General features: G+C 49.7%; 21 protein-coding genes. 10 read left to right on the top strand and 11 right to left on the bottom strand.

The genetic code is table 11. The features are described from left to right. Positions 1-57: 57 nt before the first annotated feature. The 7 genes from PsAD26_RS09155 to PsAD26_RS09185 form a co-directional block, all read right to left on the bottom strand. Positions 58-495: a glyoxalase superfamily protein gene (locus PsAD26_RS09155; protein WP_063310146.1), complete on the bottom strand. Its 438-nt coding sequence runs from the start codon at positions 493-495 to the stop codon at positions 58-60. A gap of 192 nt (positions 496-687) precedes the next feature. Continuing rightward, the gene (locus PsAD26_RS09160; RefSeq protein WP_063310147.1) at positions 688-1839 is read right to left on the bottom strand and encodes a DSD1 family PLP-dependent enzyme; all 1152 of its coding nucleotides are present in this window, start codon (positions 1837-1839) and stop codon (positions 688-690) included. Positions 1840-1936: 97 nt separating this feature from the next. After that, positions 1937-4336: a transketolase gene (locus PsAD26_RS09165; RefSeq protein ID WP_063310148.1), complete on the bottom strand. Its 2400-nt coding sequence runs from the start codon at positions 4334-4336 to the stop codon at positions 1937-1939. Positions 4337-4528: 192 nt separating this feature from the next. Next, positions 4529-5581, bottom strand: coding sequence for an AbrB family transcriptional regulator (locus PsAD26_RS09170; protein ID WP_208985599.1), 1053 nt, complete (start codon positions 5579-5581; stop codon positions 4529-4531). Positions 5582-5610: 29 nt separating this feature from the next. Beyond that, positions 5611-7128: a tripartite tricarboxylate transporter permease gene (locus tag PsAD26_RS09175; protein ID WP_063310150.1), complete on the bottom strand. Its 1518-nt coding sequence runs from the start codon at positions 7126-7128 to the stop codon at positions 5611-5613. Between the two features lie 9 nt (positions 7129-7137). Beyond that, positions 7138-7623, bottom strand: coding sequence for a tripartite tricarboxylate transporter TctB family protein (locus PsAD26_RS09180; protein ID WP_063296019.1), 486 nt, complete (start codon positions 7621-7623; stop codon positions 7138-7140). A 66-nt stretch (positions 7624-7689) separates the two neighbouring features. Next, positions 7690-8673 carry a tripartite tricarboxylate transporter substrate-binding protein gene (locus tag PsAD26_RS09185; RefSeq protein ID WP_063287501.1) on the bottom strand — a complete coding sequence of 328 codons (984 nt, stop codon included), beginning with the start codon at positions 8671-8673 and terminating at the stop codon, positions 7690-7692. Between the two features lie 108 nt (positions 8674-8781). Between PsAD26_RS09185 and PsAD26_RS09190 the strand changes: the two genes are divergently transcribed. The 8 genes from PsAD26_RS09190 (at position 8782) to PsAD26_RS09230 (ending at position 16540) form a co-directional block, all read left to right on the top strand. Beyond that, positions 8782-9447: a response regulator transcription factor gene (locus PsAD26_RS09190; protein ID WP_057461447.1), complete on the top strand. Its 666-nt coding sequence runs from the start codon at positions 8782-8784 to the stop codon at positions 9445-9447. After that, on the top strand, positions 9444-10829 hold the full coding sequence (locus PsAD26_RS09195) for a sensor histidine kinase (RefSeq protein ID WP_063310151.1): 1386 nt from the start codon (positions 9444-9446) through the stop codon (positions 10827-10829). Before PsAD26_RS09190 ends, PsAD26_RS09195 begins: the two co-directional genes overlap by 4 nt. Beyond that, on the top strand, positions 10799-11836 hold the full coding sequence (locus tag PsAD26_RS09200) for an ABC transporter substrate-binding protein (protein ID WP_063310152.1): 1038 nt from the start codon (positions 10799-10801) through the stop codon (positions 11834-11836). The genes PsAD26_RS09195 and PsAD26_RS09200 overlap by 31 nt, the downstream gene beginning before the upstream one ends. A gap of 107 nt (positions 11837-11943) precedes the next feature. Next, positions 11944-12417, top strand: coding sequence for a GNAT family N-acetyltransferase (locus PsAD26_RS09205; protein ID WP_063310153.1), 474 nt, complete (start codon positions 11944-11946; stop codon positions 12415-12417). A 216-nt stretch (positions 12418-12633) separates the two neighbouring features. Further along, complete coding sequence (locus tag PsAD26_RS09210) at positions 12634-13866, top strand: MFS transporter (protein ID WP_063310154.1); 1233 nt, start codon at positions 12634-12636, stop codon at positions 13864-13866. A gap of 142 nt (positions 13867-14008) precedes the next feature. Continuing rightward, positions 14009-14782, top strand: coding sequence for a site-specific integrase (locus tag PsAD26_RS29330; protein WP_063310155.1), 774 nt, complete (start codon positions 14009-14011; stop codon positions 14780-14782). Between the two features lie 337 nt (positions 14783-15119). Then, positions 15120-15581 carry a hypothetical protein gene (locus tag PsAD26_RS09220; protein WP_063310156.1) on the top strand — a complete coding sequence of 154 codons (462 nt, stop codon included), beginning with the start codon at positions 15120-15122 and terminating at the stop codon, positions 15579-15581. Positions 15582-16234: 653 nt separating this feature from the next. Further along, positions 16235-16540, top strand: a complete 306-nt coding sequence (locus tag PsAD26_RS09230; protein ID WP_063310158.1) for a hypothetical protein — start codon at positions 16235-16237, stop codon at positions 16538-16540. Positions 16541-17788: 1248 nt separating this feature from the next. Here PsAD26_RS09230 and PsAD26_RS09240 read toward each other — a convergent pair. The 3 genes from PsAD26_RS09240 to PsAD26_RS09250 are packed head-to-tail and all read right to left on the bottom strand — an operon-like array spanning position 17789 to position 21630. Continuing rightward, on the bottom strand, positions 17789-18790 hold the full coding sequence (locus PsAD26_RS09240; protein WP_063310160.1) for an ABC transporter substrate binding protein: 1002 nt from the start codon (positions 18788-18790) through the stop codon (positions 17789-17791). Beyond that, complete coding sequence (locus tag PsAD26_RS09245) at positions 18783-20789, bottom strand: MFS transporter (protein WP_063310433.1); 2007 nt, start codon at positions 20787-20789, stop codon at positions 18783-18785. Before PsAD26_RS09245 ends, PsAD26_RS09240 begins: the two co-directional genes overlap by 8 nt. 55 nt (positions 20790-20844) lie before the next feature. Continuing rightward, complete coding sequence (locus tag PsAD26_RS09250; protein ID WP_063310161.1) at positions 20845-21630, bottom strand: hypothetical protein; 786 nt, start codon at positions 21628-21630, stop codon at positions 20845-20847. 589 nt (positions 21631-22219) lie between these two features. Here PsAD26_RS09250 and PsAD26_RS09255 point away from each other — a divergent pair. Then, positions 22220-23143: a LysR family transcriptional regulator gene (locus tag PsAD26_RS09255; protein WP_084403626.1), complete on the top strand. Its 924-nt coding sequence runs from the start codon at positions 22220-22222 to the stop codon at positions 23141-23143. Between the two features lie 81 nt (positions 23144-23224). Here PsAD26_RS09255 and PsAD26_RS09260 read toward each other — a convergent pair whose 3' ends face one another. Beyond that, positions 23225-24481, bottom strand: a complete 1257-nt coding sequence (locus tag PsAD26_RS09260) for a hypothetical protein (RefSeq protein WP_063310163.1) — start codon at positions 24479-24481, stop codon at positions 23225-23227. 1030 nt (positions 24482-25511) lie between these two features. Here PsAD26_RS09260 and PsAD26_RS09270 point away from each other — a divergent pair. After that, the gene (locus PsAD26_RS09270; RefSeq protein WP_153041478.1) at positions 25512-25835 is read left to right on the top strand and encodes a hypothetical protein; all 324 of its coding nucleotides are present in this window, start codon (positions 25512-25514) and stop codon (positions 25833-25835) included. Positions 25836-25908 lie beyond the last annotated feature (73 nt).

Here is a 25908-nt window from a genome sequence, read left to right on the forward strand (position 1 = left end):
CCGCATTTCATTTCAAACCGGGAGGCTTAGTGTCTCCTGGTTTTTTGTGAGGAAAGCCTAGAGTCCCATGAGAACCATGTGCGGTTCACCGTCAGAGGTCTTTTCGCTGGTCATGCCATCTGCATTTACGGTGCAAGTTACCCGTTGGCGGTAAGAGGAGAAGCTCTCAAAACTCACCACATCGACCGGCTCATCAAAGTGTAATGTCAGCCTCACCCGGTGGGCTGCGACTGAGCTTTGAACACCAAGAACTTCTGCTGCAAACCGTCGTCCAAGATACTTGCCAGCAACCCGATCGCCGGGCCGCAAGAACAACACCGGTGGACGGTTACCAACGGCAGCGTAAAGGGTGTTCCAATCCTTATAGCCTTGCTGGCGAGCAATAAGTTCAAGGGTTTGGGAGTGCGAAATAGTTTCGCCGCGTTTTTCCAGCGCAGCACGCAATTGCTTCGCTTGCGCTTTGAGCGCGGAAAGGGAAGGAAGAGATCCGTTCATTTCATAGCCTCGAACTATGCGGGATCAACTTGATGGAGCTCGCATTGCCATCAACCCGCTTGTCTGGGCTGAAATCGCATCTTTTGTTTCAGACTTCACCATGAGCATTGCTCTGCGAGCGGCAGGGGCCTGATCCCTTGCCGCGCAACCTACAGAGGATGGGTGCTGCTGTCAAACCAAGGTTCGGTACACCTAGTAAAACTTGCCCCGCGCAGTAACCTGCCAGAGCGTTTCCACCACGCCGTTGCGCACGCCCACATACCAGTCATGCAGGTTACAGGTCGGGTCGCAATGCCCTGGAACGAGCTTGATCTTATCGTTGATCTTCAACGAGTTTTGCGGATCCTTCAGGACGCCATGCTCATCTGAATAGTCGAGGCTTTGCAGGTCAGACCGCTCAAACACAGTCGGCGGCCCGGAATCGATGCTGTGTGCCTTCAGCCCTGCATCACAAACGGCTTGCCCATCGATGTCGGTAGACATGATCGAAGTCAGCAGGAACAGGGCATGCTCAAAAGCAGGTAAGTGTTTGCCATCCTTGTTCTTCACTTTGCGATAGTCCGCATCCATGAACAGATAGGACCCGCATTGCAACTCGTTAAATACGCCGGATGCGGCTTCAAACGGGTATGAGCCTGTCCCTGCACCGCCAACGATATCACAGTGGATCTCCTTGCTTTCCAGCAGGTCTACAGCATCCTTGGTGATCGTGATTGCCGTATCCAGCAGCGCTTTTCGATCAGCATAATCATAGGCATGTTGTGCAGCGCCCTGATAGGAATGAATGCCCGCAAACCGTAAGTTGGGGGCTGCTATGATTGCAGTTGCCAGCTCCAACACAGCAGCACTATCTGCCACACCACACCGAGCACCTCCGCAATCCAGTTCCACCAGAACTTCCAGCTGTGTTGCGTGTTTAACTGCTGCCCGTGAAAGATCCGCAATATTTGCCAGATTGTCGGTGCAGACTAGGATACGCGCTCCAAGTTTAGGGAGCTGTGCCAAACGATCAATCTTATATGGATCGCACACCTCGTTGGACACCATAATGTCTGTGAGACCCGCTTTCGCCAGAGCCTCTGCTTCGCTCACCTTTTGGCAGCACACGCCGCAAGCATTGCCTCGCTCTATCTGTAGTTTTGCAACTTCAGCAGACTTATGCATTTTGCAGTGAGCGCGATGGCGAATACCATACTTGGCAATCTCATCACGCATTTTCAGCAGGTTATGATCAAAGGCATCAAGATCAACAATCAAAGCAGGCGTTTGCACATCATCCAGCTTCATTCCCGGTAGGGCAGGGATGTCATAGCCAAGCGTGTACTGGGAAAGATCTGAGGTCACGGCGAAGTCCTTGCAGCAGGCATGAGGTCAGTAAGAACGAGACTGAACAGTTGGAACGGCAGAAACAATGCACCACACACCGTTTCCGCCTGCAAGTCTAACTCGCCTTAATGTGGCGAATCTTGCCACCTGTCGAAATCGTTTCAGCCGCCCGCAAAATGGATTGGGTGTCGATGCCGTAATGAGCATAAAGATCGGCAATGGTGCCAGTCTGACCAAAATGCTCTACACCAAGAGTGCGGATTGTGTTGCCTTTCACCGCACCAAGCCACGCAAGAGTAGCGGGGTGTCCGTCCAGCACTGTAATGAGTGAGCAATTGTCAGGCACATCGTCAAACAGACGCTCAATATGGCTGCGCGCATGCATTGCCCCACGGTCCCGAGCGCGTTGTGCAGCTGTCCACCCTGCATTAAGGCGATCAGCAGATGTGATTGCCAGCAGCCCGACATCACGGCGGTCTTCCGCCATCATCCCAACGGCGTTGATTGCCTCTGGCGCAACGGCTCCCGTATACGCGATCACGATTTCCGCATTGGGTCCCGGCTTGCGCAGCCAATAAGCACCATCGACAATGTCCTGCACTTCCTCAGGAGTAAAGGTCCGCAGTGGCTGTTCTAATGGGCGGGTTGAAAGACGCAGGTAAATGGAGCCACCGGTCTGATCCCGCAACCATGTACGCTCGTCCGGGTCACCCTCACCATCACGCTGCATATAATCAAACCCAAAGCGCATAATGGTCGCCAGCTCATCAACAAAGGCTGGTTCAAATGCGGCCAACCCGTCCTGAGCCATGCCAATCAACGGCGTGCTGATGGACTGGTGCGCCCCACCTTCCGGTGCCAGTGTCACACCGGATGGTGTTGCCACCAGCATGAAACGCGCATCCTGATAACAGGCGTAATTGAGCTGATCTGCGGCTCGCAAAATGAAAGGATCATAAACTGTGCCAATCGGCAGCAGGCGCTGACCGTTGATGCTGTGTGACAACCCAAGTGCAGAAAGGAGGAGGAAAAGGTTGGATTCTGCAATACCCAGCTCAATATGCTGGCCTTGCGGAGAAAACGCCCATTTGAAGGTGGAGGGTATCCGCTCTGCCTTAAACGTATCCGCCAGTTCTTCCTTCGCGAACAGTCCACGCTGATTGACCCATGGGCCAAGGTTGGTGGAGACCGTCACGTCTGGTGCGGTCGTCACAATGTGCTTGGCAAGCTCTTCATCCTGCTTGGAGATTTCGTGGAGAATTTGTCCAAAACCCATCTGAGTTGAGAGCATCTTTTCTGCTGCATTGGGTGCAGGTAATTGCGCGGGAACCGGTACAGTCTTTGCTGAATATCGTCGGTTGCCTTTTGAGAAGAACGGAGCGCCAGTCACGAAGGCCTGAAGGTTTTGCGGATCAGATGTACTTTCCCATTTGTCCCACTCATGCCCCTCGCGGATGCCTTCCATCTGACGGTAGTCTTCCATCTGTTTGGAGGTCATCAGGCCTGCATGGTTGTCTTTGTGCCCTGCCAACGGCAGGCCAAAGCCCTTCACCGTATAGCACAGGAACAAGACCGGGCGATCATGGGTCTTGGCATGCTCAAATGCATCAATCAGGGAGGGTAGGTCATGACCGCCAAGATTGCACATGAGCTTGGACAGCTCTGCATCACTGCGCCGATTGATCAATTCATTGACTTCGCCCTGATCTCCCAAATCATCCAGCAATCGCTTACGCCATGCTGCACCACCTTGATAAGCAAGGGCACAATAAAGCTGATTGGGGCACAGATCGATCCAGTCGCGCAGCTTGTTGCCACCCGGTTCTTTGAAGGCTTCTTCCTGCAGGCTACCGAATTTAAGAGTGACGACTTCCCACCCGAAATTGCGGAAGATGCTCTCAAACTTCTCCCAAAGGCCTTCACGGATCACGGCATCCAATGACTGGCGGTTATAATCCACGATCCACCAGCAATTGCGCAGGCCATGTTTCCATCCCTCCAGCAATGCCTCATAGATGTTCCCCTCATCCATTTCCGCATCGCCAACTAGCGAGATCATACGACCTTCCGGCGCTTTGTTAAGCCCGCCATGCGCCTTCACATAGTCTTGCACCAGTGACGAAAACAGCGTCTGGGCGACACCAAGTCCAACAGAGCCAGTTGAAAAATCAACGTCATCAATGTCCTTGGTGCGAGAGGGGTAAGATTGAGCACCATGAAACCCACGAAAGTTCTGCAACTTCTCCAGGGTCTGGTTCCCGGCCAGATACTGAATGGCATGGAAGATTGGTCCGGCATGCGGCTTCACCGCCACCCGGTCCTGAGGGCTCAGAGTATGGAAGTAAAGCGCAGTCATTATAGTGCTGATGGAGGCACAAGACGCCTGATGGCCGCCCACTTTCACATCACCAACGTCAGAACCGCGGAGATGGTTGGCATTGTGAATGGTCCAGGAGGCAAGCCATCGTACTCGGCTTTCCAGCGTACCCAAAGTATCCAGTGAAGCTGCGCTCATTAAACTCCCCGTCGGTTTCATTGGAATATTTTTATTCCGCGAGGCTATCAGGTTGCCTTGAGAATTAATCTCTTGAGCCAACTGATATACCTTCATGAATAAGGGAAATTTTTGAGCTTTGATCGAATTTAAGGAAAATACTTCCGCCTAACCTATTCGTAATGCACTTTTCAGCTCATATGCTACGTAGATTCACAGCTGACCTTTTGCGGGGAGAGCGGTCTTTGAGCGCCTCAATATCAAAGGCACAACAAAGGTCAGCAGAAGCAGGCGGAAGACGTGGTGGGCGGCGACGAAGGTGGGGTCGAGACCACTTTGCACAGCGATAGCAGCCATGGCCTCTACTCCGCCCGGAGCGAAGGCGACGAACAACAAGCTTGGGTCCAGGCCAACCAGCGGCATCACCAACACAACTCCAAGGATTGCCATGCCAACCGTTATGAGCGTGACAACAACACCCGCGCCTACGGCTTTAGCGAAAAGGTCAAGACTGACGCCCTTAAAGCGAGTACCAATCAAAGCCCCCATCACCAGAAACGAGCTGAGCGTGGCCCAGTCCGGCATCTTGCCGGGTGTGAGTGCACTCACGTGCCCCAGAGAAGACACAAGCATCCCACCGAGCAAGTAGGCGGCGGGGAGTTTCAGCTTCAGGAAGATGGTTCCAACCACAGCTGCCCCGAGCAACAGGTAGACCGCAGAGAGCAAGCTGATGTTTTGTGCTGGCAGAAAAGAAACGTCCGCTTCCTCAAAAAGCAGCGAGATAAACAGCGGAACGCAGATGGTGAGAAACAAGACCCGTGTGCTTTGCGCTAACCCAATGCGGGTAACGTCCGCTTTGCTGTCTGCCGCCATGCTGAGGATGTAGCTCAGGTGCCCCGGAGAGGAGGCGAGTGAAGCGTTATAAGCATCAAACCCGAAAAACCGTACCAAAATCGCACGGCTGATCAGCATACTCAGGATAAGACTGATCCCCAACGCCAAGAAGCTCGCAGGCCACGTAATCGCGGCATCGATAACAGCAGGCGTCACACCAGAACCAATGCTCGTACCCAAAACAATGAAACAGAGCGTGCGCAACCAAAGAGGAACGATAACAGGAGCGCCAAGCAAGCCACCGAGCGAAACGGCGAGAGCTGAGCCGGTGAGGGGGGCTGCCGGGAATCCGAGGAAGGAAAAAAGACCAGCCCCTGCGCCTGCAATGGCAAGCGTTATGGACAGATTGGACCAGTCTTTCTTCTCAATCACCAAAACTCAGTTTCCCAGCTGCGGTTTGATCAGTCGCTTTCAGCGGCTTCCAATTCCTGCTTGCGAACACGCCGCGCACGGATGGTTGGCAAAACGACCAGAATAACAGCCAGAGCCAGCAGGCCCATGGTCATCGGGCGTTCCATGATAAAGCCAATCCCATCATAAAGCTGCATAGACCGGGAGAAATTATCTTCCAGCATGCTGCCCAGAATGAAGCCAATCAACAGCGGAGCCAGCGGATAGTTGGCAAAACGCAGGAGCGTTGCACACACACCAAAGCCAACAAGCATCAGCAGTTCCGTTGCATTGTTCTGTCCAATATAAGCGCCCATAAGGGTGAAAAACAGAATGAACGGAATGAGATAATTACGCGGAACAGCCAGCACCTTGGCGATGTAGGGGATGAGCGGCAGATTCAGGATCAACAAGATCACATTGCCCACATACATGGAGATGATCACGGACCAGAAAATCTCTGGCTGATCAATCATAAGACGTGGTCCCGGAGAGACGTTCAAGGCTATCAGTGCACCGAGCAGGATCGCAGTTGTCCCGGAGCCCGGAATTCCGAGCGTCAGCAAAGGCACAAAAGAACCAGTACATGCCGCGTTGTTAGCGGACTCTGGGGCTGCGAGACCTTTGACAGACCCCTTGCCGAACTCCGCCTGCTCTTCTTTTGGCGCGATGTTGCGTTCTACCGCATAGCCGAGGAAGGACGCGATTGTTGCGCCAGCTCCCGGAAGAACCCCAATCAGGAAGCCTTGAATTGACTGACGACCAATCACTGGCGCAATTTTCTTGGCCTCTGCCTTTGTGATGCGCAGGTCCTTGATGTCGCCGCTACTTCCACCAGAGTTGGAACGGGATGGATCTAACACGAGGAACAGAGCTTCAGGCAGGGCGAACATGGCCATGGCCAGCGTGATGAATCCGAATCCAGATTGTAGGTCTAAGATACCCATAGTGAAGCGTGGTTGGTTGAACAATGCCCCTTCACCAACGGTTGCCATCATCAGGCCAACAAGCGTCATGAGCAGGGCTTTGCCCACCTGTCCACTGCCCGCAAAAGCAGCGATTGCGGAAAGGCCGACGACCATCAGAGCAAAGTATTCAGCTGAGTGGAAGAGCAGCGCCACGGATGCGAGCGCAGGTGCAAAAATCATCAGCAGGATTGCGCCGATGCTGCCACCTGCGAAAGAAGCAATCGCCGCAACTGTCAGCGCTTTGCCCGCCTTGCCCTGGCGTGCCAATGGATAGCCATCAAAGCTTGTTGCAACAGTGGATGCCACACCTGGTGCATTGATGAGGATGGAGGACGTGGAGCCACCAAAAATCGCGCCATAATAAACGCCTGCAAGCAGGATCAAGGCCGCGGAAGGATCACCGATGGAGATCGCAACAGGGATCATGATGGCAATGATGGACATAGGCCCAAGACCCGGCAACATGCCGATGAACGTGCCAATCAGGCAGCCGCCGATTACCATCAAAAGATTAGAAAACGAGAAGGCCGTCGAGAGGCCAACCCAAATACCGTCTAACATCGTGGCCTCCTAGTTGAAAAATGTTGGAAGAGGACTGAGATAAATTCCCAGTGTTTGCTGAACCAGATACCAGACACCGCCAGCAGCAATGGCTGCAACAGGCACAAGGATCACAAAACGCCGCTCTCCAAGCAGAGCAGCCGAGATCACCAGAAAGAGCAGTGTGGAGAGCAGGAAGCCAGCAGGACGAAGCAACAGAGCATAGCCCGCCATCAGAACCAGCAGGAACACGGCCTGACCAATGTTGTAGTCCCATAATCTGCTGAAATCGATTTCGTCTGCATCTGAATCTGCAGGCTTTTTCTCAAACCCGAGCAAAATGGCGAGGCTTGTGATTGCAGCCAGCACCGCAATGACTTTTGGAAACGTGCTCGGCCAGATTGGGTTAAACCGCATAAACGGTGGCAAACCAGCGTCCATCAGAAAAAACGCGGTGTATCCGTAGCTTAAACTCACTGCCAGAATGACAAGTGCAATCCATCGGTCCAGTGCCATCATCCCCTCCCGTTGGCGTGACAAGTGGATGCGCTGCCAAGAGCGCATCCATTTATTCTTATTGATTTAGAGGAAGCCCAGCTTCTTCATGAGATCGCCGATGGTCTTTTCCTGACCTTCAAGGAACGCGTGGAAGTCTTCACCAGAGTTATGGATGTTGACCCAGCCATTGCGTGCCCGCACTTCTTCCCACTCAGGGGTGTCGTACATCTTCGCAAGAGCCTCCTGATAGGCAGACACCTGTGCCTCTGGCAGGCCCGGTGCGCCGAAGAAACCACGCCAGTTGACGAACGTGGTGTCGATGCCCTGTTCCTTCATGGTTGGCGCATCTTTGTAGGCTGCAACGCGCTCATCAGCAGTGACGCCAATGATTTTCACTTCACCCGCATTGGCAAGATCAATCGCCTCGGAGAAGCCGGTAGAAAGCGCGGAGATTTCGCCAGAAAGCAGCGCCGCCATGGCCTTACCACCCGCATCATACGGAATGTACTTCACCATGGTTGCATCTTCGCCAGCTGCTTCCATCACCATGGCCGCAACAAGGTGATCCATACCGCCCGGTACAGAACCGCCACCAATTGCGGTGCCGCGTTTGTCAGCTTTATAGGCTGCAAGCAGGTCACTCATGGAGTTGATTGGGCTGTCCTTGCCAACCACGATGGCTGCATAATCACCAATGGTGCCGGCAACCAATGTCAGATCACGGAAGTTGTGTGGGAATACGCCAGTCAGTGAGCGGATCACGATTGGCGTAGAATTCACCATCAACGTACCGTGCTGGCTTGCAGCGTTCTCGATCAGATAACCGATGGCCTTACCACCGCCACCGCCGGACATATTTTCGAAAGAGGCCGTGCCTGCGAGGCCGGACTTGGTCAGTGCTTCACCTGTACCGCGTGCAGTACCGTCCCAGCCACCGCCAGCACCGCCTGGAATGAGGAAGTGAATGCTATCAACCACAGGCTCCGCAATTGAAGCCGTTGGCATGGAAAATGTCATCGCAGCCAAAGCCGCTGCCGCAACCACGCGGCGCGCCCGAATAAAACTCATTGTGTCCTCCCATTTGACAAGGGCAGCATTTGTCACCCATGACTTACGTGAAAACACGGAAACCTGACACAAACCTGTCACCTCCTTGATTTTTTGGGGAAGCAAAAGATGAGATTTCTTCTCGTTGAAGATAACGCCAAGCTGGCGACATCCATTGTCGAGCGTTTGACACTGGATGGTCATGTCGTTGATCACGCTGCTGAAATTTCTACTGCCGAGGACTACATCTCGACAGCGGATTACGACATGATTTTGCTCGATATTATGCTTCCAGATGGTGATGGGCGAGATTTTCTAAATGAACATCGAGGCCGTCAGGATGACACTCCGGTGATCGTTTTGACAGCTCGCTCAGAAGTGTCAGACAGGGTAGGGGTGCTCGATCTTGGGGCCGATGATTACATCACAAAACCCTTTGATTTCTCAGAGTTAGAGGCAAGATGCCGTGCTGTTATCCGACGCAGGTCCGGCGGCGTGACAAATGCGAAGCGATTCGGCGATCTGGTGTTTGACTCACTGGCTGGCACACTCAAAATTGGTAGCAAAACAGTGAGCCTGCGCAACAAAGAACTGCGTCTTTTGGAGATATTTTTCGGTGCACCGGACGTTATTTTCTCAAAAACCAAGCTTGTAGACAGATTATTTTCTTACGACGAAGACGTCTCGGAAAATGCCATTGAGGTCTATGTTGCCCGTTTACGCAGGCATATTTCCTCCTCCTCGGTCCAGATCATCACCGTGCGTGGACTGGGGTATCGGTTAAGCCTGACATGAACTCTGGTGCCAACATATCCGGCTCGATCCGTCGCCGCCTGACCTTGCAGCTCCTCGGCATTGCTGCCGTGCTTGCAGCGCTGCTGTTTGTGATGGTGATGACTTATGCCAAACAAGTCGCAGAAGAATCTCAGGACAACATCCTGTCAGCATCCGCCACGTCCATTTTGGACAGCGCCGCAATTCAGAGCGGGGAGGTCACGGTCGATATTCCGTATTCCGCCCTTTCCATGCTTGGCAATGTCAGTGATGACCGCGTGTTCTACCGTGTTGTCGTCAACGGAAAGTACCTCACCGGATATGAAAGCTTACCCATTGCCAAGGCATCAAAAGGGCAGGACAGTCACAGGTTCATCACCTCTCATTACCTAGGTGAGAGCATTCGTATGGTCTCTGCCACACGCCGCCTTTCCAACGCATCCGGCCCTGTTGAAGTCACTGTATCTGTGGCTCAAACACTGAAGCGTCAGCGAGAGACACTGGAGCGCATCTCCGCGAATGCCGCCTATCTCGGATTTGGGTTCTTCATCGCCGCTGCCGTGCTGGGTGTATTGACAGCTCAATCTGCCGTGCGCCCTGTCCAGACACTGGCAAACTCTGTCTCTAAAAGAGGTCCGCAGGATCTGAGGGCAGTACAAGCCCCCGTACCGGGTGAGATGGCACCGCTTGTGGTGGCGCTCAACCGTTTCATGGCACGGCTTAAGAAGTCACTCACACGCTCCGAAGAGTTCATTGCAGAAGCTGCTCACCGCATCCGCACGCCGCTTGCAGTGCTGCGAACACAAGCGGAAATTGCCTTGCGCCGCGTGGAGCGACCAGAAAACAGAGCGGCTTTGAAAGAGATGATCCGGGCCATTGATGAGAGCTCACGCGCCGCAGGCCAGTTGCTGGATCACGCCATGGTTTCCTTCCGTACCGATCATCTGGAGGTCAAGGAAATCAACCTGCTGGACCTGGCCGAAGAAACTCTTGAACGGCTGCGTCCACTGGCAGAGATGCAAGACAAAACCCTGAGCTCGCATGGTGAGGAACCACCGCCAATCTCCGGAGATGCGATCCTTATCCAAAATGCGCTGAGCAACATTTTGGACAATGCGATCAAGTACGCCCCGCAAGGCGAGGACGTACAGGTTATCGTTACCTCCGAAGACAAATGGGTTGTATTATCGGTTTATGATCAGGGCCCAGGCTTTGCTCCGGAAGACATAGACCAGTTGACGGAGCGGTTCTCGCGGGGCAAAAACGCTGAAGACACGGTCGGTTCCGGGCTTGGGCTTACAATTGCCGAAGAGGTGACACAAGCTCATGGCGGACACCTGAAACTTTCGAACAGAAAAAATGTCAGAGGCGCATGCGTATCCTTCTATTTCCCTCAGTCCTGATCGTGTTGCTGGCCTCTTTGCTTTCCGCAGGTGCCTATGAGATTGAACAGCACAAAGTGTTTCCCGCTCCGCAAGAGGGCGCGAACCTGCGTATTATCTCCAACTCAGACATCGACATTTTCTCGCCCATGGTGGTAGCGTTTCAACGCAAATACCCTAGCGTTTCTATAGACTACACTGTTGTCAGCAGCACCGAGTTGATGACAGCTCTTTATGATGAAAAACAGGTTTTTGACGTTGCCATTTCATCTGCCATGGACCTGCAGGTGAAGTTGGCGAACGACGGGTTCACCCTGCCGCACAACTCCTCAGTCGCCGGTTTGATGCCGGACTGGGCCCGCTGGCGCAATCACGTGTTCGCCTTCACGCAGGAACCAGCTTCGGTGGTCTATTCCAAATCCGCCTTTGCAGGATTGGAAGTGCCAACATCACGGCAAAATCTGATTTCAACTCTGCGCAACCATCCAGAACGCTTCCTCGACAAAGTCGGCACCTATGACATACGTCAGAGCGGCCTTGGCTTTCTGTTTGCCACGCAAGATGCCCGCACATCAGACACTTTCTGGCGTCTGAACGAGGTGATGGGCTCTCTGAACGCCCGTCTCTACTGCTGCTCCGCTGATATGATTTCTGACATCACAAAGGGCAATCTGGCAATTGCGTATAACGTGCTCGGCTCTTACGCCTCTGCACGGGCCGCCAGTGATCCTGATATCGGTATTCTGGAACTGGAAGATTTCACAACACTCATGCTGCGCTCCGCCATCATTCCAGCTGGTGCCGAACAACCTGAAATTGCTGGCACTTTTATAGATCATCTCATCACAGCGTCCTGGAGCGAGGAGGGGGCTGACTACTACCCGTACCCGAAACTCAACCGCAATGAGATTGCCCCGAACCTATCGCTGCGCGCCATCCGCCTTGGTCCTGGCCTTCTGGTTTATCAAGACAATCTCAAACGCCAACACTTCCTCCAGGAATGGCAAAACGCGATCATTCAGCAGTGAGGCCAACCAAATCAGAAGGTGGAGGATTTTGTCGCTCAATCCTCTTTCACCTTGTCAGAGTTTGTGGCAAGAGGCTGCCTCCAAACCCAGCTGAGTGAAAGCCACCAATGCCTGTAGAGATCCGCCCACTGAAGAATTCAGATGCCCCAGACTGCGCACGCGTGTTTTATGAGGCCGTCACGATCGGAGCAAAGGAGCATTACTCCGAGGAGCAGCTCGCCGCATGGGCTGGGCCTGCACCCGCACCAGAGCGTTGGTCTGCCAAACTCCACGATATGACTGGCTTTGTTGCTGTCAAAGACAAGTCAGTAATCGGTTTCATGACCATTGATGCAAAAGGCTATGTGGAGTTCGTCTTCACCAGCCCCTATCACACCCGCCAAGGTGTCGGCACCGCTATCTATGATCAGCTGCAAAACTGGGCGGAACAGCGCAACATCTCCACCCTTTCAGCAGACATTAGCGTGGCTGCAAAAGCTTTCTTCCTTCACCAAGGCTGGCAAGTTGAGCGCGAGCAAGCACCCGTTGTTCGAGGAGTAGCGCTCACAAACTTTCTCATGACAAAGACCTTGGCCGCGTAAAGCCTAACAATACCCACCAGAGTTCCTGCGATATTCACGTGGTGTCATGTCTGCAGCAGGCTCAAAATCGAATAACTGACCGGCTTTGAGTTGCACTCCCAAGCACTCGCTTTTATCACTATAAGATAAGAATGATATTGGAATTTTTTCCAATACCCATGATTGCGCGCACTCAAGCCATTGAATTTATGCTGTATTTCGCGGAGTGAGGTTGTTTTGTCTGATGTTACCTTAAAGGCTAAATGGGGACAGATCAGCCTCCTGTTTTCAGCCAACTTTCTGTCTTTGCTGGGGAATGGCCTGTCTGCCATCGCAATACCGTGGTTTGTCTATGACCTGACGGGCAACGCTGTCATCACAGCAACAATCGCCATTGCCGGACAGCTTCCAAACATCGTTGTCGGTCTCTTCAGCGGGCCGTTGATCGACAAGTTCTCTGCCAGAACCACCAGTATTTTCTGCGATACTGTGAACGCCTTCGCCGTACTTTTGATACCGCTGCTATACTCCGTTGATCTGCTGGATCTTGCTGTCCTTGGATTTCTCGTTTTCCTCTCGCAGGTCATCGATGTTCCCGGACAAACCGCAAAAAGCGTTATGATCCCGGCGTTGATTGATCGAGAAGGCTTGCCTCGCGAACGGGTGAACGGAATGAACTCGCTTCTTGAGACTGTGGCTGACCTTCTAACCCCATCGATGGCTGGCATCCTGATCGCCGCCTTTGGCGCAACCACTGTCTTGATTTTAGACTCACTGAGTTTCCTGATGGCTCTTATGATCGTATCCATAGGCATTAAGGCCACTCGTCAACAGGGCGCAGCTAATACAGATAGACAGCCAACAAAAGAAGTCTGGAAGTGGATGCTGTCAACACCGGGCATCTTGAAGCTCGGCCTTTATGACTTGATTATCAATACAGTAGCGGTCTCCTTGCTTTCATTGGCCTTGCCAGTTCTGGCAAATTCAAATGACAAGCAAGCAGTCTGGCTTGGAATCTGGCTCACATGCTTTGCCTGCGGAACCACACTCACAACACTGGCCTACACGTTTCTGGGCCACAGAGTGTCCTCGCTCAGGCTCCTGCAACTCACACCCATCGGACAGGCACTTGGCCTAGCCTTGCTGCTCTGGATGTTAAGTACGGATTGGACAAGCGCCAATGTGGAGACCGCGGCAATCGTCATTTCACTGGGAATGTTTGTGTATGGTGTGAACCTGGGAGTTGGTAGCGTCGTTGATGCGACCGTACTTCAAAAACTCGTTCCCGAGGACAAACGCGGCACAGTCTTCTCCGCCTTCTCCTCCCTACGCTACACAGGCGTCCCCCTAGGCCTCTTCCTCACCGGAATCCTCCTGGAACAAAACAACCCCACCCTCCTCTTCACCACCTTCATCGCCCTCCTAACAATAAACTCACTGCTTTGGGTAAGAGGGACTCAGGAGATTTGAGGTTAGGTATTATGGTTCCATAATTCACATTATCCGACATTTATATATAAGAACGGTATTTTAGACCCGTAATCTTCCAGAATTGCTGCACTTATTGGAATGAGCGACCCTGTCAAAAAAATTATACGGGAGCTCTTATCTGATGGTTACTCGAGAGCGGTATCTTTGGACGGTCCAGATCCTTGTTCGCTCCGATGGCGAGCGCCTACCGCTGGTGCTCGACGCCAACGGCGTGCCCGCCCATTATCCCACCTGCTTAATCCTTTCAAAGCGCAGCAGAAGCTTAGCGTCAGCTTCCTTGCGTGCCGTTGCGACTGATCTGGTTCACTTGGGGCAGTGCGCAATCCGTATGGGTATTGATCAGAATGAGCGTCTTGAAAATGGTGAGCTTATCGACCTCTCAGAGGTGTCGGAGCTCGCAGAACTATGTGGCGTTACCACGACTGCGCTTCGGAGATTAAACTCGACCACAGTAGCTGAGATACGTCGTGGTGCTGGCTTTTCCCGAAGTGATGGCGTCATCAATGCCACCAAGAACCGGCGTATCGCAACAGCAATCGAATACATAAATCTTATAGCCCGTATTGGTGAGGCCCAGGTTCCAGCGGCCGACAGGCGTTCATTGTCAAATGCCCGAAAAAAAATGATTACCCTCCTGCGCGAGCATAAAGTTAAAATGCGCTCCTCACGGATACGGGCTGCATTTTCAGAAGTTGAATTATCATCGGTTGTAAAGTTCATTCTCAACGGAGATCCAGCAGAAATCTGGCAGAACGAAACCATTTGCCAAAGGAACTGGGCACTGGTGAACCTTTTGGTGACCACGGGTATCCGTGAAGGTGAATTGCTTCAGTTGAAGGTAGACGATGTTGATCATTCAGAGAATGACGGTCACCATCGTCAGACGGCCGGATGATCCCGAGGACCCACGCAGAAGGGAACCTAACGCCAAAACCGCAGATAGAGTTATTCCGATTTCCGATCGATTGGCTACTATTCTGGAGGGCGACCAGCCAGTGGCAAACTTGTGGATCGGATCGTGAAGGATCTTAATCTGCATGCCCTGCGTCATGCCTAGGTTCAAGAGCTAACCAATTGGGCAATCGTAGAAAACATTAAAAGCGGGCAACTTGACCGTATAGCGAATTATCTTGGTGGCTGGAGTTACTTGAGCGCCAGTGCATCAAAATATCGTGGCGATCAGCTCACGCGAATTGCTTATGAGGCAGGATTAAGAGCGGAAGAAGAACGTAATGGATAAGACAATAGAAGCTTCCCTCGCCCAGTTCGACCATTCGGAGCACGCGGTACTTGCTTATGGAGTGAGCTTTAACCCCAAAGAGGATACTTGGCCGATCCATATTCTCGGAGATAGGAAGCATCTGCATTTTCAAAGCTTTAGAAAACTCACAAGTGCTCCACTTTTTACGAAAATCAAGCGAGTGTTTCGAGTTTTGGCGGAAACTAGAAATTCGCATACCTGCTACTCAGCATTGCGAACAGTCGTAGCTTCAGCACAATCCCATCACGACCAATTTAATTTGTCTATGGCAGCAATTTCCTGCGAGGTTATTATCATGGCGCAACAGCAGCGCTCAACAGGTGTCGCAATGTGGAAGGCCTTAATTAAACCATGGATGGCATACGGAGGGAATTTGATTGAGGAAGATGTGATTGATTTCATTGCATTTTTTAAGTCATCAAGGTGGCCCTAGATGACGCATATAGCTCGGGCACCTTATCCCTCAAGGATTATACTGTGTTGAGGATGTTTTGCGGCATAGGATTAAGACCAGTTCAGCTCTTGGTTATGAAGGTTTGTGACTTCCGTTCAGACAATAGTGGATACTTTCTGCGAGTTCCAATGGCAAAACAAAGAGGCATCCCTGAGTGAAGGATGTTTATGCCATGGAAACGCATCTCCCGACGCCTAGCCACGTTTTACAGATGGATATCCATGAAAATGTTAAACTGAGGTTGTCCAAAGGTGTACCACTTGCAGAGGCGCCATTATTCCCAAAACCGCGCAGACCAATAGATGGTACGAGTTATTGTAGTATTCGCATGCTCTTTCGTATCTACCAAGATTTTTTAGGCTCGACGCCACTGATTAGTCCAATCACTGGTGAGCTGATTAAAGGTAATCCTCGCCGGGTTCGGCATACCTTGCTCACAATGCTTGTCATGGTTGGTTGCGCTGCAGAGGTAATTGCAACCTACGCAGGTCATGCCAGTCCTCAGAGTTGACAGGCCTATGTTGATGCGAGTGTTGACCATTTCCAACTTATGGAAGAGCATGTTGGTGCGGCTTTTATACCGATTGCCGACCGTTTCATGGGGCGTATCGTCACGGCATCGGAGGATCAGAATGTGTGTGAAACCCTCCTCCTCGCTTTTGTATGATGCTGAGCTCACAGAAATAGGGTCCTGTGAAGTTGGCGGATGCAATGCCTTGGAGGCTGGGGCTGCACCATTTGCTTGTTACTCGTTCCGGAAATTCCGGATCTGGGCCGATGCCCCTCATGTGCTGCTGCTGGACCACCTGATCGAAGAACAAAACCGCCTTCAGGACCAGGGCCACTCAGCGGAGGCTGAGACACTAACGCAGCCCATTATTGCTATTTCTGACCTTCTTGAGGCAATCCGTATACGCGAAGCCCAAGTCTATGGCTGAGATCATTCGCTTCACGCCTAAATCTGATCATGGCGACCAGAACCTCAGGGACTATATAGAGGCTGCCAAACGTCTTCCCTTCCTTAAGCCCTATGAGATCACTTGGGAGAATGACCTTTGTTGCTGCTAGTTATGAGGAGGACGAGGATGAATGCGGGCTCTTTTGGAAAACACTAAAATGTAGAGCAAACCACGAATATGAGACTGAGTGAGCTACATGACGTGCTAAAGGCGGCGGTGTTTCTCATAGAGTGAAATTTGATAAAGTTGCCGGCTTGGCTTTATTGCGAAGCTTCACCTCTAAGCATATGGATCCTGTAGAATAATGTGGGACAGTTCTCTGTTCACAGAGTGAATGTAATTTACCGCCCAGCTCAAGCCATAGACAATTGTGGCACAGCCAAGCGCATAGGCCAGTGCAGTGTGCAACTCAGCTAGAAAATATACGCTATCCCCACGCATCCTGCTAGCCAAAGTAAGTCCCAAGTAGCTGCTAAATCCTTCATTTACCAGCACTCTCATTCCGCCTACGAGAGGCAAAACAACAAGGAGAGCAAATAGCAGTGTGATTAATAGGCGTAGAAACCAATGGTGCCGTTTGTTGAGAAATCTGCGATTTTCTATAAAGTAAAGTAGGATGAGCTTTCCAAGAACGGCAATCAAAAGCCCCTTACCCCAGAATGCATAGAAGCGCGTGTAGCTCGCCGCGTCGATCTCCGCTGTCTTTTGCTCGAAAAACCCAACTCCCAACAAGAATTAAAAAGCTCCTAAAGCCAGAATTGCCCAGGTAAAGATTTGAGATAGCTTCCTGATTTGAATATTGTAATTTGAAAACTGCATTGCTTACCCTTCCTCTAGTATCCAACTTCTCAGCAATTTCATTTGCAGAAAGTAATTAGGCCTTGGACTTTCACAACAGAAAGAAATTGAAGGCCTTATTGCTAAAAGCAATGAAACGTAGGAGGGGGAATGCGGGGTCTTTTACAAAACACTTCAGTGGCTAAAATGTAGAGCAAATCGTGAATATGAGACTGAGCGAGCCGCATGAGGTGCTAAAGGCGATGTTGGTTGTCATCAACACCAAGTGAACAGATCAGCTATTTGAGTAGGGGCGAGCAACTGGAAAAATGCAAGGACTGTCAGTAATGCAGCTGAGACGTGGGGCAAAGACATTCGGCGCAGATCATTTGGAAATAAGCTAACCCACAGCCTGTCAGGGCCATGAGTGCCAATCAGCTAATACAATTGTCATTGAACAATCTTTGCGATGCTAATGATCGACAAGGGAGGGTAGAGGCTTAATCGGTTTGCGGCTTGCATGTTTACGAGCACCGAAAATCGCTCGAGAGCCTTGACTGATAACTTCCCAGGCGGCTGCGCTTTAAATAGAATTTGGTAGGCTTGCGAGGCTGCTAATTTGCCCACATTTTTGTAACTGTTAGAAACAGACATAAGGGCCATACCATCACGAACCATTTGCTCATATGCGCTGAAAACCGGGAGGTTTTCTGATATCGCAGCTTCGGTGTAACTTCGTCGGTTTTCGAGATTAAATGAGCTGGATCCCACATACAACGCGTCTGCGTCCAAGGCTTTGGCCTCAGCAATTTTGAGCGGAATTTCTGCTGGATCTGCGCGATCGTCTGCGCCAAGACTATACTCAAGAGCAATGACTTCAAAACCTAGTTGATCTGAAAGAGCTGCCAACTTCTGAGTGTTCTGGCGCGAGTTAACTGCATTAGGCTCGTTAATAACTGCAAGGCGCTTTATGGGGTGGTACTCAAAAATGTGCTTGAGCTGAACCGTCTCATTTACACGATTGTGCACGCCGGTTACCAAGAGCCTACCTGAGGTTTCATGGTCTACGATAATGCCTGCGCGAACCGGGTCTGCGACAATCATAAAAAGGGATGGGATGTCACCCAAACCTGAGCCTGTACCGTAATCGTCAATCGTGCCAATGAGAGAACGAGTGACTGTTGTTCCCCAGGTGATAACAAGATCAGGTCGCTCGTTAAGTAGCCGCTGCTTCACTTCCGGCAAGAGGCCTTTGTCTTTCGCCACGTCAGTAACGGTCACGTTTACAGGAAGCTTTCTGCTCTCGAAGTAATGAGTGAAGCTTCTGCAAGCCTCTTCACAGCCTCGCCAAACAATCATGTGTACCTGATAAGGTTCCAGGACGTCCTCTCTGGCTCTTGTTGCCCCTGTCATTAAAACAAGAGCGGCAATGATGAGCATCACTTTAGGCATGAACTTGTGCCTCCTGTTTTGAGGAGCGTGAGACCAGAAGCATTATGATTCCCGCGCCAATAATCGCAGCACCCAGAAATGCGGCGACGGTGGTATATTCTTGCTTTACAAGCAGTGCTGCCACGATAAGTGGACCAGCAGCGCTGCCGACACGTTCGAACATACGAAGATAACTCAGCGCACCGGTTCTGCTAATTTGTTGGTCCTTCTCGACTGCTTCCATTACCGCAACCATAATAGGGGCCTTGATGAAGGCATGGGCGAGGCCTACCAAAGCGACCACGATAAACACAGAGATAACGTTTGTGTTTTGGTAAAGAGCCAGCAGAGCCACTCCTGAGGCTATTGTTGCATAAGTGATCACTGAAAGATTTTTCCCAAGCTGATCAGAAAGACGAGAAGCCAGTGGGCTAATTGGTATAATGATCAGGGAATAGGCCATCATAATTCGACCAATCTCAGATTGACTGGCATCTAAGCTCGCCAGATAGATCGGAACAAAGAAGTAAAGGAATCCTGTGAGGACGATTTTGGTCGGAATTGCACAAAACATTAGGATTGCCACAAACTGCGTGTTCCCTATGAGCGTTATGAACGGTCTACCTGCTTTTGACGCTGTTGAGGTGGCTTCGGACTTGAGGCTTGGCAACTCGGTCTGCAGCATTCGCCATCCCAGAAAACCTGCAAGGATCATAAGACTGATAGCGATTACGAAAACTGGCTTGTAACCAACCCAATCGGCCAAAATTGCACCAATTGCAGTTCCACACATGGTGGCTGTCATGGTAACACCTACATAGGTTGCCATTGCTTTTGCGCGGCTCCCTTCTTCTGCGACAGTAGCAATATAACTCTGGCAACTGATTGTAATAATCCCGTAGCCGATTGCCGTAATCGAACGAGCAATAACAATGTCATTTGCGTCTTGTGCTAAAATACAGAAAATATAACCACCGATTGCAGGTATCAGACCAGCGAGGTACAGTTTTTTATTGCTGAAACGTTCGATAAGTTGTCCTGAAAACGGTGAAATGATAGCGACGACAAGCATGAAGGCTGAAATTGGCAACCCCATCATGATGTCTTTCTCAAACCAATCGTTTTCACCGTAATACTCCATGGAAAAAAACGGTAGAAACGACTTTTGAAGTTCATCAGCTAAGCAAAATACAAAAAGCGGTATCCGTGCATCCGTAACGGATGCCTTATTACCTTCTTCAACACGATACAGTTTGTATTTCTTAGCGAAAGCGCGCACCTCATCCTGCGCTATATGTTTGGCCTGCAGTAGCTGCTCAAGTGTTTTACGAATTTTTGCGTTTTGCCGATTCATCGCTGCAATGAACCGACCGGCCCAATCTTTACGATCAGAGCCATGATATGTGCCCAAATGCCCTTTGGCACATTTTACTATGGCTGTTTCAACAAGTCGAAATGGCACTGTTATGGTTGAATTGACACAAACAACCACGACTTCAACCGCAATCAGACATGCTGCCAAGAGAAGAACAAATGTATCTAGAAAGATACTGGTGAGCTGGCTATTGACGTAGTTCTCATCCAAAGTTGTTTGCACTCGCGCAACAGTAGCGCCGTTCACAACTACATCCGTTAAAACCGTCTGTTTCCTATTATCAGAACCAAAAATAAAGGTTCCTAACTTTGAGATGGAGTCGAGAGTTTGCTGAGCAAGTAAAATAACCTTGCTTTTGGTATTCTCTATCTCCAGCAGGCGTGTCTCACTCTCTCCCAAATGCACGGAAGAATTAGCAGCAACAATTGAAATGCCACTTATTTCCCTGTGTTCTGCAGTTAGATCAGTGAGGTACTTGCTCACTCCTCTAATTTCAGAGAATGGAATACCAATCTCACTAGCATATTCCAGATTTTGCTTGACGGACTCACTTACGCTACGTGCCTTAGCAAGCAAGAATGGGTTTAGGCCAGAATTAAACTCGGCCAGAGTAACAACAACACTCAACAATGCTGCCAGCGACATAGCAACTGACATAGTAAGCAAAAAATGCCTTGCGAACCTTGAAAACATCATCGCGTCAACTTTCCTCAAGCCGATCGCTCAGTTTGGTAACTGCGCTGAGTTTGGAGATTTTCGAAAGATCAGTTAGTGCAGTTTCCTGCACCTTCCTGCCCTTCGATATCTGCTTTTGCAGCTCATCAGAACCCTTGGGAACAAGAGTTCCCAAATTCGCCTTACCAGACTTCCTGAAAAAGTATTTTGGAGCATATAGTTGAAACAAAGAGAAAAGGCTTACTGAAGCCACAACGACTGCAAAAATCCCCAGATACTTAAGTGTGAGACGGGACCATGTGTCTCTCACCTCTGCTGATAGCTCTTTAGTATGCTCTGAGATTAGGATAGCTCCCATAATGGAGTTTGAAGAATCTCTCAGAATTCGGCCAGCGTACAGATATTCCCCGCTTTCACGCGTTATGGTTTTATCATCACTCGTCAGAACCCGAGGCAGAACCTCATGCATATCCTCGTGCAAGACATTGCGATCTCCAGATTGAGCCAAAATGGTGCCCTGAAGATTAAAGAGAAGAATTTGATGTATCTTTGGGTCACGTAAGCGTTCGCGCTCGACCAACGCGTTCAGATCGGATATTTCGTGCATACTAAGGCCGACAGCCTCCGCGCGCCGGATAACCACATCAATAGCGTTTGCTGTGACTTGCAACCGAGATGACGTTGCCTCGACGACCAGTGTTCGAAACTTAAGTAAGCTTAAAGCACTTTGGAGCGCAAGCATGACTGCAATAACTGCGAGAGTCGAAACAACAACTCGCAATCTAATACCAGAGAGCATCTGAGTATCCATAAAATAAATTCTCTAACCTTATCGCCACGTGTAAATCGAATTCGCGACGTTCGCTGGATTTTCTGTTTGGAAGGTGGGTCCGAAGCACAGCAACTCACGGGGCGTCGTCTTGGTTCTGTGGAATAGTTGTAGCACCAATCAGACAAGCATCACCTCTGGCTCTAATTAAGGTAGTTAGTGTTGCTTTGGAGTTTTACTTGTCTAATAAATGCATTAATCTATATTTTAAATTTAAAAATAGGATATTTAACAAGGAAATACATTATTACTACATATTTCATATTAATTTGGAGAAGTTACTACTTAATAACATCAAAATTAATCGCAGTATTATTGACATCTACTAACAGCGAATATAGATCTCAGTCCGAAATGCACACTATCGCAACCTCGAGTTAAACAAAGAGATTAAATGTAACGCGGAATGCGGTCTCTCGTTACTTATCGTCGCTCATTACATTCGGTTCGTTCCATTTTCATTTTGCGTTCTAGTAAAACTACGGACAGTGAGTAAGCAACTCATTAGGCCACCGCAACAAAAAGAAATTGAAGGTCCTATAGCTATAAGCTATGAGGCGGAGGAGGGTAATTGAGTACATTGACCATTCAGAGACTTGAGATCTTTCGAGCAATCTATGAGAATGGAAGTCTTACTCAGGCAGCGTCAGAGCTTAAACTTGCGCAACCTACCGTTAGTAAGCATATCAGTAATTTTCAACGGACATTGGGATTTGACCTCTTCGTCAATGAAAAGGGGCGCCTGCGACCAACCGTAGAAGCAGATGCGCTCTACCAAGAATGTAAGGATATGTTTGATCAGCTGGAGCATATTGATCAGTCTGTTCAATCACTGCGTCGCGGTAGTGAGCAAGTCCTCAGGGTGATGATTGTTGTGCCTGGAGCACAACTGCGCCTCTTCAGTAATGCTATCCGGGCCGTGAGAGATCGTTGGCCAGATACTAATCTGATTGTTTCTGTGGGAGGACGGGATACTCAGATTTGGAAGCTGCGCAGAGGGGAAATTGACCTTGGAATAGGAACTCCTAAGCTGCCCCATCCAGATATTGAAAGTGTGGTTTTGACCACCTTGCGGATGGTGGGCATCATGCCAATTACGCATGAACTTGCAACTCAGAAGAAAGTTTCAGTGTCCGATTTTGGCAAGTACCCGAGCATTTTACCGTCAGAATCTACATTGTATGGTAAGCTCATTTTGAGAACCTTGGAGCATGTGGGTGTCGTTCCAGATACCAGGATCAGCGCGGATGCGCCGAGCCAACTGCCATTACTTGTAGATTCATTAGAATGCTTGAGCATTCTTGATATGATAACAGCCTTTCATCCACCTAAAGATGCCGCCATCAAAGTTTTGCCGTTAGATGTGTCCATGGACTACAACGTCTGCGTCAATCGGATCCAGGGCCGTGTTCTTACACCGCAAGCCGAGTTCTTAATTGAGAAACTTCGCGAAGGGTTGTCACAAGAAAAGCAGCGCATGGAGTGTCAGCTTTAAGGTTGCGGCCTGATTTTGTACATGAACTCAGTGATTTGAGTGGAAAGGCGGCGCAAGATAAAGACGCCGCCTTTAAGATACTTACCACTCAGCACAAGGCTCTAGGCAGAGTTGGTCATCTTCTCTGCAATAACCTGGAACGCATTGCGGACCGCCATAGCCAGTCGGAGGATTGGAGACGCAGGTATAATCTTTTGTAAAGGTGGTTCCTGTGCAATTTAAGCTCTCCAGACAACTCTCGGTTGTCTTTGTCAGGAATTGGAAAAGTGCGCGATTGCTGGCCTGCTTGTCTGGATTACAAATAGCAGTAAAGGTCTCTGTCACAGAACGAGATAGCGCCGTTTGGAAATTCTCTGACAATGCAAAACTCACCGATACCTGTTCGCTGACCTTTCCACCAGCGCCTAGAACCTCAAAACTCTCCTCTACAGATTCTGTGACCGTGGTCGACCAGTCTACCGTCGTAGACCAGGTATTAGTACGTGTGGTGCCGGTAGCAATAGTTTCCAAAATCGAGCATCCCTTACCGTTACAGGATCCAACTTTAGACCATTGCCCAAATGTACTGATTGCCGACGGTGCTACGGCCATCCAATAACAACGCTTGGTTTTGTGGATCGGATTAGTCCCAAATGTCTCATTGTTGCACGCATAGGTGTTGGTCGCTGCATGTACAAAGCGCCAATCAAATTTATCGTCGATACCATAGCGCATGAGAACTACATCCCCCACTTGGGGAGCGCAGCTTTGTCCTTGGGTAGCGCATTCTGTAAGTGTATCGTTTTCTGACAGTGTGTAGTATGCATTCTGGCTATACTGGCATACTTTGGTGGTGCCATCGCTTGGATTGTAATTGAAGTAGTCGTTAGTGCACGCGACTGACTGCTCACCGTTACCTGACATCACGGTGTACATCCACTTGTTGCCACTCCCATATCTAAACCAGTGCATCTTGCCTGTATAAGGCAGTTTGAACGTTTCGCCTTGGTTTGCGACGTCAACATAACTGTTTTCAGAGGCAACATTCAGTAAGTTAGTGGTAGTGTACGCGCACTTCTTGTTCTTACCGTCGGACGGATTACCCCAAAAATTATTACAGGAAATTCTATTTAAACCCTGGGTGAGGATGTAGGTGTAATTGTCTCCTTCACCGTATCGCATTGTGATGACGCCATCACTGTCAGGGTAGCAGTGTTTGCCTTCGTCAGCGCAGTTCACCCAACTCGGAGTGCCCGTTTGGTCTGCCTGTTGGGTAATAGGGGTGGCGTGTACGGAGATGGTGCCCAAGGTTTGAGTTACGAGCACAATGCTCGCAACAGTCAAAAAAGTTCGTAACACAGGGTAATCCTTTCAAGAAAACATGCTAACTGTAAAATGGCGCAAGCTACGTTTTGTAAGCACGAAGTAGGGTACGCCGTTCCAGTTTTTGAAGATCTGTTCAACTGAAGGGAGGGGACTGCTTATTTTTAAGAATAAGATCTAAATATCGCTGACCTTAAGTAAAACTACAATAAAATATATTCATATTGCATTAGTCACAATGCAAATAATTTTAATTCTGTATTGCTAAGAGTTATGCGTGAAATTATATAATTTAAAAATATTAATATACATAATCTTATGATAATATAGCTATTTGTTATTTAAATAAAAAATATATACTTAAAATGTAATGATTTTTACTATGGTATGATGAAATCGTGATTTAAAAACAAATAGAGAATATTTTGGGAGAAATGCCAAAGTAATATGTAGAGGCTCCTCAGAACTATAGATAGGGCCACTCCTGCAAGCGAAGTCATTGGGTACTTCTTCGTTTCTTGGCGACAAGGGGGTGTCATCAAGTTGCTAACTGGCATTTCTCCCAAGCCAAAGCTAATTGCTCAGGCTAATACTCTTCTCACTCCGATTAAATTTAGCAATAACAGAACCTGGATCTGTGCTTATCATTTTGATGTCATCGGTGATTAAGTATTTGAACAACAATATGCTTACAACGCAAAAAAGTTATGTGTCACTTTGCTTTAGGCTATACGGTAAAGTTTAAGGTTGAATGTTTTGGTGTTGAGCAAGGACTGCGTGACCGGAACGATGTGCCAAATGCTGGGCTTTGGCATTCAACAAAATTTGACAGAGACGATGCAGGTAACGCAGTTAAGGTCCTGGGGTTTGCAGCGGTTGAAACTTTTTATTCCCGATTTATGGACTGACTACAGAACACCATCAATCGCGTCCTGATGCCACCGAAGCGGGCTCTCTTTCTTTTACTCAGGACAGTCTGATTGAGGAAGGTGAAGCTCGGTCTGTACTGAAAGATGTGGTTTCAAATCCGCATTATAATGGCCGAGGCGTACACTCCAAGCGGCAAGTGACCGAAAAAGACAACCGAAACCCTTTTGGTGATGTGCGTAACGTCTTGGCGCAGCGTGCAAAAAATGAGTCAAAAGGCGATGCTGCATTTGCGATTATCGAGCTGGGCAAGCAATGTAAAACGGTCATCAGAGCTGAAAAACAGGGCAACTTAGACAGTTCAGTTCTGGGAAGGCTGCGTGAACTGGTTTCTAAGACCTATCATACACTCTCTAAATTCTCTGCTCATCACAGCACAAGTGCGCGAAAGCTGAAGCCTATGAGGTTTCATGAATTTTATCGCATGAAGTGTCTGAGTTTAAGCAGTTTGATCCTCCTTTGATGACTGAGCCCAAGCTAAAGAATTTGCATGAGTTAGAGTTGTTGAAGACCCACCTTACAGCAGGATTGGAATT

This window comes from Pseudovibrio sp. Ad26 (genome assembly GCF_001623285.1).
GTDB classification, from domain to species: Bacteria; Pseudomonadota; Alphaproteobacteria; order Rhizobiales; family Stappiaceae; genus Pseudovibrio; species Pseudovibrio ascidiaceicola.